The sequence below is a fragment of the Candidatus Palibaumannia cicadellinicola genome (genome assembly GCF_001269425.1).
Classification (GTDB): domain Bacteria; phylum Pseudomonadota; class Gammaproteobacteria; order Enterobacterales; family Enterobacteriaceae; genus Baumannia; species Baumannia cicadellinicola_A.
The window spans coordinates 228,714-244,176 of the sequence record NZ_CP011787.1 but is presented as its reverse complement, the minus strand read 5'-3'; the positions used below and the strand labels follow the sequence as shown (position 1 = coordinate 244,176).

The 15,463-nt window shown below is 32.5% G+C and carries 12 protein-coding genes; 4 read left to right on the top strand and 8 right to left on the bottom strand.

Annotated elements, in window-relative coordinates:
- The 8 genes from dxs to cyoA all read right to left on the bottom strand — a co-directional run bounded on the left by dxs (nucleotide 1) and on the right by cyoA (nucleotide 9,440).
- A complete protein-coding gene (dxs, locus tag AB162_RS01065) occupies nucleotides 1-1,866 on the bottom strand; it encodes a 1-deoxy-D-xylulose-5-phosphate synthase (protein WP_053096728.1) in 1,866 nt (621 codons plus the stop codon).
- A gap of 35 nt (nucleotides 1,867-1,901) precedes the next feature.
- Complete coding sequence (gene ispA, locus AB162_RS01060; protein ID WP_053096726.1) at nucleotides 1,902-2,795, bottom strand: (2E,6E)-farnesyl diphosphate synthase; 894 nt, start codon at nucleotides 2,793-2,795, stop codon at nucleotides 1,902-1,904.
- A gap of 536 nt (nucleotides 2,796-3,331) precedes the next feature.
- The gene (locus tag AB162_RS01055; RefSeq protein ID WP_053096725.1) at nucleotides 3,332-4,705 is read right to left on the bottom strand and encodes an MFS transporter; all 1,374 of its coding nucleotides are present in this window, start codon (nucleotides 4,703-4,705) and stop codon (nucleotides 3,332-3,334) included.
- 55 nt (nucleotides 4,706-4,760) lie between these two features.
- Nucleotides 4,761-5,618 carry a heme o synthase gene (cyoE, locus tag AB162_RS01050; RefSeq protein WP_053096723.1) on the bottom strand — a complete coding sequence of 286 codons (858 nt, stop codon included), beginning with the start codon at nucleotides 5,616-5,618 and terminating at the stop codon, nucleotides 4,761-4,763.
- 26 nt (nucleotides 5,619-5,644) lie between these two features.
- Nucleotides 5,645-5,965 carry a cytochrome o ubiquinol oxidase subunit IV gene (gene cyoD, locus AB162_RS01045; RefSeq protein WP_053096721.1) on the bottom strand — a complete coding sequence of 107 codons (321 nt, stop codon included), beginning with the start codon at nucleotides 5,963-5,965 and terminating at the stop codon, nucleotides 5,645-5,647.
- The gene (gene cyoC / locus AB162_RS01040) at nucleotides 5,965-6,588 is read right to left on the bottom strand and encodes a cytochrome o ubiquinol oxidase subunit III (RefSeq protein WP_053096719.1); all 624 of its coding nucleotides are present in this window, start codon (nucleotides 6,586-6,588) and stop codon (nucleotides 5,965-5,967) included. Before cyoC ends, cyoD begins: the two co-directional genes overlap by 1 nt.
- Entirely contained in the window at nucleotides 6,566-8,539 is a 1,974-nt protein-coding gene (gene cyoB / locus AB162_RS01035; protein ID WP_053096717.1) for a cytochrome o ubiquinol oxidase subunit I, read from the bottom strand. The genes cyoC and cyoB overlap by 23 nt, the downstream gene beginning before the upstream one ends.
- A gap of 4 nt (nucleotides 8,540-8,543) precedes the next feature.
- A complete protein-coding gene (gene cyoA / locus AB162_RS01030) occupies nucleotides 8,544-9,440 on the bottom strand; it encodes a ubiquinol oxidase subunit II (protein ID WP_053096715.1) in 897 nt (298 codons plus the stop codon).
- A gap of 436 nt (nucleotides 9,441-9,876) precedes the next feature.
- Here cyoA and clpP point away from each other — a divergent pair, with 436 nt between their 5' ends.
- The 4 genes from clpP (at nucleotide 9,877) to cspE (ending at nucleotide 15,187) form a co-directional block, all read left to right on the top strand.
- Nucleotides 9,877-10,536 carry an ATP-dependent Clp endopeptidase proteolytic subunit ClpP gene (gene clpP, locus AB162_RS01025; RefSeq protein ID WP_053096713.1) on the top strand — a complete coding sequence of 220 codons (660 nt, stop codon included), beginning with the start codon at nucleotides 9,877-9,879 and terminating at the stop codon, nucleotides 10,534-10,536.
- A 122-nt stretch (nucleotides 10,537-10,658) separates the two neighbouring features.
- On the top strand, nucleotides 10,659-11,927 hold the full coding sequence (gene clpX, locus AB162_RS01020; protein ID WP_053096711.1) for an ATP-dependent protease ATP-binding subunit ClpX: 1,269 nt from the start codon (nucleotides 10,659-10,661) through the stop codon (nucleotides 11,925-11,927).
- 193 nt (nucleotides 11,928-12,120) lie between these two features.
- On the top strand, nucleotides 12,121-14,469 hold the full coding sequence (gene lon / locus AB162_RS01015; RefSeq protein WP_053096709.1) for an endopeptidase La: 2,349 nt from the start codon (nucleotides 12,121-12,123) through the stop codon (nucleotides 14,467-14,469).
- Between the two features lie 508 nt (nucleotides 14,470-14,977).
- Nucleotides 14,978-15,187, top strand: coding sequence for a transcription antiterminator/RNA stability regulator CspE (gene cspE, locus AB162_RS01010; RefSeq protein WP_025244663.1), 210 nt, complete (start codon nucleotides 14,978-14,980; stop codon nucleotides 15,185-15,187).
- The last annotated feature ends 276 nt before the right edge of the window (nucleotides 15,188-15,463 follow it).

Sequence of the window (15,463 nt, the reverse complement as noted above, 5' to 3'; positions counted from 1 at the left end):
TTATCTTAACCATTGTTCAATTTGCTTAAGAATACCATCACTATCTATATTAATAGATGTACGTATCTCTTCCTGGCTTCCATGTGGAATGAAATAATCTGGTAAACCAATATTTAAAACTGGTACTAGTAGTTTTTTGCGCATTATATATTCATTGACTCCGCTTCCTGCCCCCCCAATAATTGTATTTTCTTCAATAGTAACTAATGCTTGATTACTAGCAGCAAGTTTAGTTATTAACCCGGTATCTAGTGGTTTAACGAATCGCATATCTACTAAAGTAGCATTTAGTTTATTAGCAACTTTCTCTGCCTGTGCTAATAAAGTACCAAAATTAAGAATAGCAATATTAACACCTTGGCGGCGCACGATACCCTTACCAATAGGTAATATTTTTAATGCACTGAAGATGACCCCAGTACCATTTCCACGTGGATAACGGACAGCGCTAGGCCCGCAGTGATAATTATACCCAGTATGGAACATCATCCTGCATTCGTTTTCATCGCTTGGAGTCATAATAACCATATTTGGTATACAGCGCAGATAGGAAAGATCAAAAGCACCTTGATGAGTTGGTCCATCATAACCTACTATCCCACCTCTATCAATTGCAAATAGCACAGGTAAGTTTTGTATTGCTATATCATGGATAATTTGATCATAGGCACGCTGCAAAAAAGTAGAATAAATTGCGACTATTGGTTTATAGCCGCTAATAGCTAACCCAGCAGCAAAGGTTACTGCATGCTGTTCGGCAATAGCTACATCAAAATATTGTCTTGGAAATTTTTTGGAAAAATCTACCATTCCAGATCCTTCACGCATCGCAGGAGTTATAGCAATTAACTTGTCATCATTAGCTGCAGTAGTACATAACCAATCTCCGAAAATCATTGAATAAGTAAGTAATTCGCTTTTTTGTTTCGGTAATAGGCCTATTAATGGATCAAACTTAGGTACAACGTGCCAAGTTATTGGATCTTGCTCAGCTGGAGCATAACCACAACCTTTTTTTGTAATAATATGTAGTAATTTAGGGCCTTTAATATTTCGCATATTATTTAAAGTGTGTATCAATCCCTGGACATCATGCCCATCTACTGGGCCAATATAATTGAAACCAAGCTTTTCAAATAGCGTACCACCAGGTAGAATTATGCCCTTTATGTGATCTGTAGTACGTTTGACCAATTCTTTAATAGGTGTAATTCCATATAATACTTTTTTTCCACCTTCACGGAGTGTTAAATAAAACTTACCAGATAACATTCTGGCAAGATGGTTATTTAATGCACCCACGTTTTCAGAAATAGACATCTCGTTATCGTTTAATACTACAAGTATATCATATTTCATATCGCCTGCGTGGTTCATAGCTTCAAAGGCCATCCCAGCTGTAATTGCACCATCACCTATAACACAAACAGTTCTTCTACCTAGGTCTTCATACTTAGCCGCAACAGCCATGCCTAGACCAGCACTAATAGAAGTAGAAGAATGACCAACTGATAATATGTCATATTCACTTTCTCCGCGCCAAGGAAATGGATGTAGTCCATTACGTTGACGTATAGTAGCAATGCGATTACGGCGACCAGTTATAATTTTATGCGGGTATGCTTGATGACCTACGTCCCAAATGATATTGTCAAAAGGAGTCTTATATACATAATGCAAAGCTACTGTAAGTTCTACTGTACCTAGACCTGAGGCAAAATGCCCACTTGATTTGCTAACGCTAGCAAGCAAAAAATTACGTAACTCTTCACATAGCGCTAGTAGATTATCTTGAGGTAACATACGTAACTGTATAGGATTATCAACTAGTGCAAGTGTAGGAAAATTTTTTATCTCAATACTCATTATATATTCATCATTAACGTATGATAAAATATTTTTTATTTTTTACGTTCAATAATATAACGCGCTAATTTAACTAACATACTAGTATTATATCCTATTGCCTTAATATCTTCTAAGTATGTTAACGATTCATTATATAGATCTATAACTTTAGCTCGTGCCATGTCTAATCCAAGTAGCGATGGATAAGTCTTGTGAGAACACTTATTATTTTTTCTAATCCTTTCGTTATCTTTTATTAAATCTAAAATGTCATCTTGCACTTGAAATGCTAAGCCTATAGCTCCAGCATAACTATCAAGATAGTGAATGATTTGTTTACTTTTTTTTCCTGCTGCTAGTGCTCCCATGTGCACTGCAGCACGAATTAGCGCACCAGTTTTATTACGATGAATCATTTCTAGCAATTCCGCTGAATTATTTTTTAGATTTTCATCTAAATCTAGAGCTTGACCAAAACACATTCCTTCAGCCCCGCTTGCTTTAGCTAGCACTGATATCATTTTTAAACGTTCTTTTGTTTTAACTGCTGGCATAGATGCATTTGCTAGAATTGTAAAAGCTAAGGTATGTAGTGCATCTCCAGCTAGGAGAGCAATGGTATCGCCAAATTTTATATGGCAGGTAGGCTTACTACGTCGTAACTGATCATTATCCATTGCTGGAAGATCATCATGAATAAGTGAGTAAGCATGAATACACTCTATAGCAGCTGCTGGCGCATCCAAACTATTCTGATTTAGTCCAAATAATCTACCTGTTTGATAAACTAGAAAAGGTCTTAACCTTTTTCCCCCTAGTAGAACCCCATAGCGCATCGCCTGGACTAACGTAGTTGGATGTTTACTAGAAATAGCGTAAAGATACCGCTCTAGTAATGCATCTACACAACGGCAGCTTTCTTGCAGCTCACTGATAAATTGGATCATAGTAATTGATTATGTTTTTGATAAATTTATAATTTTGTTTTAGGTTTCGGACTAATTATTAATATAATTATAATTTATTTAAAATGCTAATAATATTTTATTTATAAATCTTACTACTATAGATTTTAGCTACTAATCTACAAACAAGATATAGTATTAAATTTTAATTATCATAATAAGTAAATTACTAATACTAATTAATGCTATTTATGTTAGTAATATTTTTATATAATTATCTTAAAAAAAATAAAAAAAAGCAGCCTAATTTTGTAGAAATGATTGTTTGATATAGATTATCACTCCTTACGAACAGTAAAATAATTTACTTATTATAATTTAGCTAAAATTAACCTTTTATAAGATAGCTACTTGGCTAAAATCTATCTATATAAAAGAAAAATTTATGTTCTATATTGTGAAATTTGTATTATTAGTATATTACAGGCTATTTACTGAAGTTAAAAATAATTGAATAATGTTAAAGTTAAAGTATCTTGTCCTTCAGTTGAACTGAGTTAATAATTGATTACATCAATTTATGTAATATCATAACTAGCAACTAGTTTCTCTAACTTATTCAAAAGTATACTATTTGCTTGTTTTTTATTAACTTTAATATAAGCACTATTCTCTTCTGGTATTAGAAGAACATCTATTACATATAGTTCAGCAATTAAAATTTGCACTAGTTGTTGTTTCTTAGATGTACTCATTTTTGATGGCATATCTATACGTAAGCTAATAACATAAGGTGGTTCATTTATAGTCGTGCTAATTAACAACCATATTAGTGTGATGCTTACTCCAACTAAAAAAATTAGTTCAGCTCCTCTGAGCTGAAACAACCAACCACCTATAATCCCTCCAAATGCCACCCCACTAAATTGGCTAGTGGAATATATACCCATAGCAGTACCTTTTAGACCAGCTGGCGCTTCCTTACTGATAAAATAAGGAATTATTGCTTCCATAATATTAAATGCTACAAAAAATAACTGAATACCAATAAAAACAATACATTTATTTGTACCAGCAGATAATAAAATAATTTCAGAACATAGTAATATAGTAATACCGCAAAGAAATACTGTTTTTATACATTGCTTCATTTCAGCGTATATAGTACAAGGGACTACTGTAGCTAATGAAAATAATATTGCTACTAGATATACTTTCCACTGATCAACAGGTAACAAGCTGGCAGAAGTCATCATATGCGGTAAGGTGATAAAACTTAACATGAGTATTGTATGTAGGCAGAAAATACCGAAATTTAATTTTATTAACTGCTTATTAGTAATCACATTTTTAATACTTTCACTAACAATACTTACATTTCTGTTAATTTTGTGGTGATGTGATGTAGGTACAATAAAAAGTGTAATTAAAATACTAACTATTGTTAAAACAGCAATCAAAAAAAACAAACCACTGAGGCCAATTATATTAGTAATAATTGGTCCTAATACTATTGCTATAGCAAAAGCTATGCTAACACTTACCCCAATAACAGCCATAGCTGTAGTACGGTGTTGTTCTCTAGTTAAATCAGATAGCATTGCCATAACAGCAGCAGTTATTGTACCAGCTCCTTGCAAAGCACGACCTATAATTATCCCCCATATTGAATTAGTTAGCGCCGCTATAATACTTCCAATTGTAAAAATTAATAAGCCGCTGATTATCAGCGGCTTACAGCCTAATCTGTCAGTTAATAAACCAAACGGGATTTGACAAAATAATTGTACAAAACCGTAAATTCCTATTGCTACACCTATTAGCGATACGTTAGCTCCTTGTAATCTAATACCATAGGTAGTTAGCACTGGTAAAACCATAAAAATACCTAGCATACGCAATGTAAAAATAGTACCTAATCCACAGATAGCACGTAGTTCTGTAATGTTCATATTTATTCTTCAAACCAAACGAAGGCGAAAGGTCAAGGTTATGGTTCTTATTATTTTATAATTTATCTATAGCAATTAGTAGACTGAGCGATGTAATAGCTATAATTGAAAATAAAAAATTTTTTTTTGCCCAAACATCATCATGTTGTTGGGATTTATATCCCTGTAACACCAGTAATAACCAAAATAAATTAATTAATCCCATTATAATTAAATACTTATAGCTATTTACATAACCTTTAAAATATAGCAGCAGTGTGGCAACTATAAATCCTATAATATATAGGGTAATATGTTTTTTTGTTACATTAATACCTTTTTTAATAGGTAACACAGGAATTGAAGCTAATTCATAATCTTTCAAACGAAAAATAGCAATAGCATAGGAATGTGGCATTTGCCAAAAAATAAAAATAAGCAGTAAAATTATGGCTCCAGTATCAAACTCATTACTTACGCTACAATATCCAATAACTGGTGGTACTGCACCTGCTAAACTACCTATTATAGTTCCATAAACTGATTTACGTTTCATATACATACTATATATACCAACGTATACTATAAAACCTATTACAGCTAACAACATAGTTAAATTGTTAGCTGTAATATATATTACTATAACACCAGTAATTAGTAAAATTGTAGCGTAAATTATACAACTTTTTATAGACATTAATCCTTTAACTAGGATTCTGTTTTTAGTTCTTTCCATTTTACTATCGATATCAATGTCAATAATATTATTAAATACACAACCTGATGCTACTACTAATAAAACCCCAATTAGCGTAAAGATAAAAATTAAATAATTAATATTTCCTTTTGAAGCAAGAGACAATCCTCCAAAACAAGAAATTAAATTACTAAAAACAATTACTGGTTTTATTACTTGTAAGTATTGCTTAAGCATAATATTGATCTGATATCATCAGATAATTAATTCATTAAGTTATGTTTTAGGTAATTCATAATCCATAAAGAACCTACACAAAAAATGGTAATGATTAATATAGTAAAAACTAATGCTATTAGGTTCCACTGATGCTCATATGATATGTTGATATGTAGAAAAAAAATTAGATGTAATAAAATTTGAATTATTGCACATATAATTAATACTAATATTAAAGTTTTTTTATGTATATTACAATTAATAACCATGTAAAATGGAATTATTGTTAGGATCAAAGATATAAAAAAAACTATTATATTAGTTCGATAGCTGTGATAGTTAATGGTGCTAGTATGTCTTTTCATTACATTGCTCCCATTAAATAAACTACGGTAAAAACAAAAATCCATATAATGTCTAGAAAATGCCAAAATAAGCTTAGGCACTGTAAGCGAGTCTTATTTAAAGAAGTAAGACCACTACTAGCTACCTGAACTATCATGACTATAATCCATATTATACCTGAAATTACATGGAGACCATGGGTTGCAACAAGACCAAAAAATCCTGATAAAAACGCACTATGGTCAGGACCGAATCCTGCAATAATTAGGTTATTAAACTCTTTTATTTCTAATAAAATAAAAATTAAGCCTAAAATCAATGTTAATAATAGCCAGATATTTACTAGGCATTTTTTAGCATTGTACATTGCTAATATCGCCATACTATAAGTCATACTACTAAATAATAGGCAGCAAGTTTCAACAAAGACTACTGGTAATTCAAAAATTTCTTTACTAGATGGTCCTCCTGCTACACTATTACTTAATACTGCATAAGTAGCAAATAATGTAGCAAAAATGATGCAGTCGCTCATTAAATAGATCCAGAAGCCAAAAATTATGTTAGCTTCTCTATCTTTATTATTATGTAAAGACTGAGTCTTATTAGTAGTGTTCTGATTATAAACTATCACAGTTGACATTATTTAAGTCCACATCACTTATTTGTTTAGCATACTTCTGTTCAATATGTTTAATTTTTTCTACAGAAACATAATAATCTACATCTTTATTAAAACTATTTATGATCCATAAAATAATAATACCTATAAAACTAATAATAGCTAACCACCAAATATACCAAATAAGAGTGAATCCTAGAATTAAACTAAAGGCTGATATTACTATTCCTAAGCTAGTATTTTTTGGCATATGGATTGGTTGATATGCTTTTTGTTTATTGTTATTTTCACTATTATTTATAGTTGGGATAATAGCAAAGTTATAAAATGGTGGAGGAGAACAGGTATTCCATTCTAGAGTTGTTCCTCCCCACGGGTTACCTGTTAGGTCACGATTAGCATTACGATCACGTACACTAACTAAAATTTGAATTACTTGGCAAAAAATACCTAATGTAATTAAAAATGTACCTATTGCTGCACTTATTAATAGTGGATGGAATGTTGCATCGATATTTTGGCTTAAACGACGGGTCATACCCATGAAGCCTAAAATATATAGAGGCATGAATGCTACGTAAAAACCTATCATCCATAACCAAAAAGCTCGTTTACCCCACTTTTCGTCTAGGGTAAAACCAAAAAATTTTGGAAACCAATAATTAATTCCAGCAAAACAACCGAAGACAACACCGCCAATAATTACATTATGAAAATGTGCAATCAGAAAAAGACTATTATGTAGAACGAAATTAGCACCTGGGACAGCTAGCAGTACACCAGCCATACCACCAATAGAAAATGTTATAATAAATCCAATAGTCCACAACATTGATGAATGAAATTCAATACGACCCTGATACATAGTAAAAAGCCAATTAAAAATTTTTACTCCAGTTGGGATAGCAATAATCATAGTCATGATGCCAAAGAAAGCGTTAACATTTGCACCAGATCCCATTGTAAAAAAGTGATGCAACCAAACACAAAAAGATAATAAGGTAATAACAATAGTAGCCCATACTAGCGAACTATAACCAAATAAAGGTTTTTTGGAAAAGGTTGATACAACTTCAGAAAAAATACCAAAAACAGGAAGCACAAGGATATATACTTCTGGGTGACCCCATGCCCAAAATAAGTTAATATACATCATTGCGTTGCCACCCATATCATTTGTAAAAAAATGAGTTCCAATATAACGGTCTAAGGTTAACAACGCTATAGTGACAGTTAGAATAGGAAAAGCAGCAATAATAAGAACATTAGTGCACAGTGCAGCCCAAGTGAATACTGGCATTTTCATCATTGTCATGCTAGGCGTACGCATACGTAAAATAGTAGTTAAAAAATTTATTCCAGTTAATGTAGTACCGATACCAGCTATTTGGATACTCCAAATCCAATAATCTACTCCTACCCCGGGGCTATACTCCTTAGATGCTAAGGGTGGATAGGCAACCCAACCAGTTTGGGCGAATTCACCTATACCTAGAGATAAGTTAATAAGAATAACCCCCACTATGAATAACCAAAAGCTAAGAGAATTTAAAAATGGGAAAGCTACATCACGCGCACCTATTTGTAACGGTACTATTAAATTCATAAGACCAACTACTAAAGGTGTTGCCATGAATATTATCATAATTACACCATGGGCAGTTAGTACCTGATCATAATGGTGCGGGGGTAAAAATCCAACATCACCAGCTGATGCACAAACTTGTTGCAAACGCATCATAATAGCGTCAGTAAAGCCACGTAGTAGCATAATAAATGCTACTATAATATACATTAATCCAATTTTTTTATGATCTACCGAAGTAAACCAATTTGTCCAAAGAAACTGCCATTTACCCAAATAAGTAATAGTAGTTACTAGCGCTATGCTAATAATAATAATTAAGGCAATAGTTACCATAATTATCGGTTCTTGGTAAGGAATAGCATTTAAAGTTAACTTTCCGAACATTTTTTTATTCCTTTTTCTTGATACCAATGGGATATGTTTTCTCAGTCAGAAACTTACTTATTACATGTTTGTATAAGTATGGTTTAACTATTGAAAAGTACTTAACCTGATTATTATCGCTAGGTACTGCTAAATTTTCATAATCATATATGGTACTTAGTTGATATTTTGAATTTTTCACTTTTTTTAACCATTGATAAAAAGTATCCATATCTTTAGTGGCAATAACAGTGAATTTCATATTAGAGAATCCACTACCACTAAAATTAGATGATATCCCTTTATAGATACCCTGCTCATTAGCAATGAGATTTAGATTAGAGTTCATACCTGCCATAGCATATATTTGTCCGCCTAACTGTGGAATAAAAAAAGAGTTCATCACTGAATTTGAGGTAATCTCAAAATGAATAGGAACATTAATAGGAAATGCTATTTCGTTCACTGTAGCAATACCATATTCAGGATAAATAAATAACCATTTCCAATCTAGTGCTACTACCTGAATATTAATAGGTTTTGCTTTAGATGCAATTGGCTTACTTGGATCTAGTGAGTGAGTCGATGTCCAGGTTAATTGTGCTAGAAAAATAATTATAAGAATTGGGATTGACCATACTATTAGTTCTATTTTAGTAGAACTGCACCAGTTAGGACTATACGTTGCTTTAATATTTGATGCACGATATTTAATCGCAAATATAATTGCCATTATTATAGCAGGTACTACCACAATCAACATTAGTCCTAAAGACGTAAAAATAAGTGAACGTTGTTCTAGTCCTATCTGTCCTTTGGGATGAATTAAAACTAAATCACTACAACCACTTAGTAATGTAATTGCAATAATAATTGCTATAATATCTCTACTAGAATTATAGTAGTTTTTTATGAGTATCATCTAAATCCTAAAAAAAATTAACTAAAACTTTATGTTGAAGAATATTAGTATTTTACGGTAAGGTTACAGCACTGTAAATAAGCTTCACATTGTAGTATGTTTTTTTGTTATTTTATTTAAGTATGGTATGGTCAATCCTTAAAGGATTACAGAAGAGGTAAATATCAGCTAAACAGCTATCAAAATGTAAATAGTATTTTGTTAAAAAAATTTATGTTAAAATTAAAGTTGTAATTAAAAATTAATAATATTAATGCTAAAAAGCAAACAAATATATTTTACTTATTTATTTTAGCGCTACTTTAACGTGGTATTTTATATTGTAAGCATAGCATAATATACAAGCCTGTCATATACCTAGGTGACAGGCTTTTTTTCTTAGATATCATAATATTAGATCAAACTAACCATTAATATGCTTCTCTAGGAGAGAATTATGTCCTATTTTGGTGTTGGCGAAAATACTAAATACAAAATTGATATGGCTTTGGTACCAATGGTAGTTGAGCAGACATTAAAAGGAGAACGTTCATACGATATTTTTTCTCGACTATTGAAAGAACGTATTATTTTTATGACCGGTAGGGTTGAAGACTATATGGCTAATCTTATTGTAGCACAAATGATATTTTTAGAAGCTGAAAACCCTGAAAAAGATATATATTTATATATCAACTCACCTGGTGGTGTTATTACATCAGGTATGTCAATTTACGATACCATGCAATTTATCAAACCTGAAGTTAGTACTTTTTGTATGGGTCAAGCAGCTTCTATGGGGGCATTCTTACTTGCAGCTGGTGCTAAGGGAAAGAGATTTTGCTTACCTAACGCACGAATAATGATTCATCAGCCAATTGGTGGTTTTCATGGGCAGGCTACTGATATAGAAATCCATGCTCAAGAGATTCTTAAAGTAAAAGCACGGATGAACGAATTAATGGCAAAACATGTTGGTAAGGATATAAATATCATAGAACAAGATACTGAACGTGACCGTTTTCTTTCAGCGAATGAAGCTGTTGACTATGGAATTATTGATTCAGTATTGAGTCAGCGTATGTCAGGTAATACATACACAAAAAATTTAAGTTAATTAAAATAAAATGTTCTACTTAAGTAAGGTAGATCTCCTCCGACAACCGGTTTTAAAATTAGCCGTAACTGTTACGCTCTTAAGGAGCGTGCAACAAATAGGTTTACTAAAGAGGTTTACTGATGACAGATAAGCGTAAAGAAAGTGCAAACAAGATCCTGTGTTGTTCTTTCTGCGGGAAACGTCAACACGAGGTACGGAAACTTATTGCAGGGCCATTGGTTTATATATGCGATGAATGTGTTGATTTATGTAATGATATTATCAGGGAAGAGATCAAGGAATTATTAGCACTGCCTAGTGAACTTAACGTACTTCCTACGCCCCATGAAATCCGTAATAACCTGAATGATTATGTTATTGGTCAAGAAAAAGTAAAAAAAGTATTAGCTGTAGCTGTATATAACCACTATAAGAGGTTACGTAATGACAATGCTAATAATAGCATTGAACTTGAAAAAAGTAATATTCTGCTAATTGGACCAACAGGTAGTGGTAAAACACTACTAGCTGATACACTAGCACGTTTCCTACACGTACCTTTTACTATGGCGGATGCTACTACACTAACTGAAGCAGGGTATGTTGGTGAAGACGTAGAAAATATTATCCAAAAATTGCTACAAAAATGCGATTATGATGTGCATAAGGCGCAACTTGGCATAGTATATATTGATGAAATAGATAAAATTTCCCGTAAATCAGAAAATCCATCTATAACACGCGATGTCTCAGGTGAGGGGGTACAGCAGGCATTACTAAAAATCATTGAAGGCACAATTGCAGCTGTACCACCACAGGGTGGACGTAAGCATCCACAACAAGAGTTTTTACAGGTAGATACTTCAAAGATTCTTTTTATTTGCGGTGGTACTTTTTCTGGTCTATCGAAAGTTATAGAACGACGTACTAATACTAACAATAGTATAGGTTTCAGCGCGACTATTAACTGTAGTTCTGACAATTTAACTGAATGTCAGCTACTAGCTCAAGTAGAACCAGATGATTTAGTTAAATTTGGCTTAATTCCAGAATTTATAGGTCGGTTACCTGTTGTAGCGACCCTTAATGAATTAAGCGAAGAAGCACTAATCAAGATATTACGTGAACCAAAAAATGCGCTAACTAAACAATATCAGGCATTATTCAATATTGAAGGTGTTGAACTTGAGTTTAGTGAAGAAGCCCTAACAGCGATAGCAAAAAAAGCTATGGCGCGACAAACTGGTGCACGTGGTTTACGTTCTATTTTAGAAAATGTACTGTTGGACACTATGTATGAATTACCTTCTAAGAAAAATTTAGCAAAAGTAGTTATTGATGAAAAAGTAATTTCTGGTCAAGCTGAACCATTACTAATTTATGGTAAGAACGAAGCTAAGCAGGCGTAGGATAAATTGAATAAAATAAGTAATTTAATTAAAGGCCTAAGAATTTTACTATTCTACTTTTTAATTTTATGTTGAATGTAATGGATTAGACCCAATATACTCAAATACATATACACTTTACTTAAAAGTAGTAGTATAAGCTAAGTTTTATATAATCTGGCTGAATAAGTTAGTTAAAATAAGAGAAAGTTCTATGAATACGACGAATTCTGAGCGTTACGAACGCATAGAAATCCCAGTATTGCCTCTGCGCGATGTGGTGGTTTATCCGCATATGGTGATTCCACTTTTTGTAGGCAGGGAAAAATCTATTAGGTGTCTTGAAGCAGCTATAAATAATGATAAAAAAATTATGTTAGTAGCACAGAAAGAAGCATTAACTGACGAACCAAGTACTAACGATCTTTTTGCAATAGGAACTGTATCATCTATTCTACAGATGCTAAAATTACCTGATGGGACAGTAAAAGTTCTGGTAGAAGGATTAACACGTGCTCGTATCATAAAATTAGCTGATAGCGGAGATCATTTTACTGCTGAGGCAGATTATTGTGACGTTCAAAAACTAGACGAAAGTGAGCAGAAAGTGCTAGTTCGTACTGCTGTTAATCAATTCGAAGGTTATATTAAATTAAATAAAAAAATTCCACTAGAAGTGCTTACTTCACTTCATAACATCGAAGATGCAGCCAAATTAGCTGATACTATTGCTGCTCATATGCCACTAAAACTAGCAGATAAACAGTCAGTATTAGAAATGACAAATGTTACCGAGCGACTGGAATATTTAATGGCAATGATGGAGTCTGAAATAGATCTATTACAAGTAGAAAAAAGAATTCGGAATCGTGTCAAAAAACAAATGGAGAAAAGTCAGCGAGAATATTATCTTAATGAACAAATTAAAGCTATTCAGAAAGAATTAGGCGATATGGATTACGCACCAGATGAATACGAAACTCTGAGACGTAAGATAGAAGCTGCTAAAATGCCAAATTACGCTAGAAAAAAAACAGAATCAGAATTATACAAGCTAAAAATGATGTCACCTATGTCAGCAGAGGCTACTGTAGTCCGAGGTTATATTGACTGGATGTTATCAGTACCATGGCATGCGCGTAGTAAAGTAAAAAAAGACCTGGTTAAGGCACATAAAATTCTTGATTTAGACCACTATGGATTAAATAGGGTAAAAGATCGTATTTTAGAATACCTGGCGGTACAAAGTAGAGTAAGAGTTAGTAAAATAAAAGGGCCAATACTTTGCTTAGTAGGACCACCAGGAGTAGGAAAAACATCTCTTGGTCAATCTATTGCTAAGTCAACCGGTCGTAAATACGTTAGAATGGCGCTAGGAGGAGTAAGAGATGAAGCTGAAATACGTGGCCATCGCCGTACTTATATAGGTTCTATGCCTGGTAAAATTATCCAAAAAATTGCTAGAATAGGGGTAAAAAATCCGCTGTTTCTGCTTGATGAAATTGATAAGATGTCATCAGATATTCGTGGTGATCCAACTTCAGCTTTACTAGAGGTTTTAGATCCTGAACAAAATAGTACTTTTAACGATCATTATTTAGAAGTGGATTATGATCTTTCTGATGTTATGTTTGTAGCTACCTCTAATTCGATGAATATTCCGACGCCATTGCTTGATAGAATGGAAGTTATACGCTTATCAGGATATACCGAAGAGGAGAAAATAAATATTGCTCGTAAACATCTGCTTGCTAAACAGCTAGCACGCAATGCCCTTAAAAAACATGAACTTACTATAGAAGACAGCGCATTAGTTGGTATTATTCGTTATTATACTAGAGAAGCAGGGGTACGTAATCTAGAAAGAGAAATTGCTAAACTATGTCGTAAGGCAGTAAAAATTTTACTTATAGATAAGAATATTAAAAATATTACTATTAATGCTTCTAATCTTAAAGATTTTCTAGGCGTCCAGATTTTTGACTATGGTAGTGCTGAAGAAGAAAATAGCATTGGAAAAGTTACTGGCCTAGCCTGGACAGAGGTAGGCGGAGAACTACTAACTATAGAAACTGCTTGTGTTCCTGGCAAAGGAAAACTAACTTACACTGGTTCTCTAGGTGAAGTTATGCAAGAGTCAATTCAGGCTGCACTTACTGTTGTACGTGCACTATCTGATAAACTTGGTCTAAATCATAATTTTTATGACAAAATAGATATACATGTACATGTACCAGAAGGAGCTACACCTAAAGATGGGCCTAGTGCTGGAATAGCTATGTGTACAGCTCTAGTATCCAGTCTTACTGGTAATCCAGTAAGAGCTAATGTAGCTATGACAGGAGAAATCACACTAAGTGGTAAAATTTTACCAATAGGAGGTCTAAAAGAAAAACTACTAGCCGCTCATCGTGGCGGGATTAATACTGTTTTAATTCCTTACGGAAATAAAAAACATTTAGAAGAAATACCAACTATTATTAGTAATGCTATAAATATAAAACTAGTAAAACGCATTGATGAAGTACTGTTGTTAGCTTTAGAAAATACTCCTGTGAATTAGTTATAGTAATATTATCTATATTATGTTTATTTATAATAATAAAAATATGTTTAATATATTACTGTAATTATAGTTTCCGCTTTAATATTCTGATACGCATATATAGCTGCTAAGGTAAAAAAATAATGTTTTGTCCAGGCACAACAAAAGTATTCGGGACAATATTTTTGTTATTTTATTGTTGATACAATTTATAAATAGGAACCTAGATATTATCTAGCGTCATACTACTAACAGATAGTTTATTAAGTACACTAGGTATTTAGGTGAGTACACATACATAAATTAATTTATAATTTACTAGCTATATTTATTTTATTATATTTTGTGAAGTATTCAATAAATAAGATATTTTCAATAAAATATCAATATAAATAATACTATTAACAGTTATTTTAGTAATATTTATCACGGTTTAACTATAGAATACTAGACAAAAAGCTTATCAGTTGCTGTACTACTATTGGACACAGAATTTGTGTCGATAATTTATTTAAGGGTTAGTTTGATGTCTAAGATTAAAGGTAACGTTAAATGGTTTAATGAGTCCAAAGGATTCGGTTTTATTACCCCTGAAGATGGCAGCAAAGATGTGTTTGTACACTTCTCAGCTATTCAGAGTAACGGTTTCAAAACATTAGCTGAAGGTCAGCGCGTAGAGTTTGAAATAACTAATGGCGCCAAAGGCCCATCGGCTGCTGACGTTACTGCTATATAATATTTTCATGTTGTTTTATTGTAGTATGTATATAGTCTAGTATATAGTTGCTTTTTGTATTATAAAACCCGCCTAGTGCGGGTTTTGTTATTAAAAAACGATAAGACATATCAATAAAATAAATACATACTATTAGTAATAAGTAACATTACCACTAGCATAGCAGCCCGCATATATATATCAATCCCTAACTTAGTTAGTTATAGTTAGTTAGAGACACATCATCGTACCACAAATAAATATCATATATATTGCAAATATATATATATGGATGGT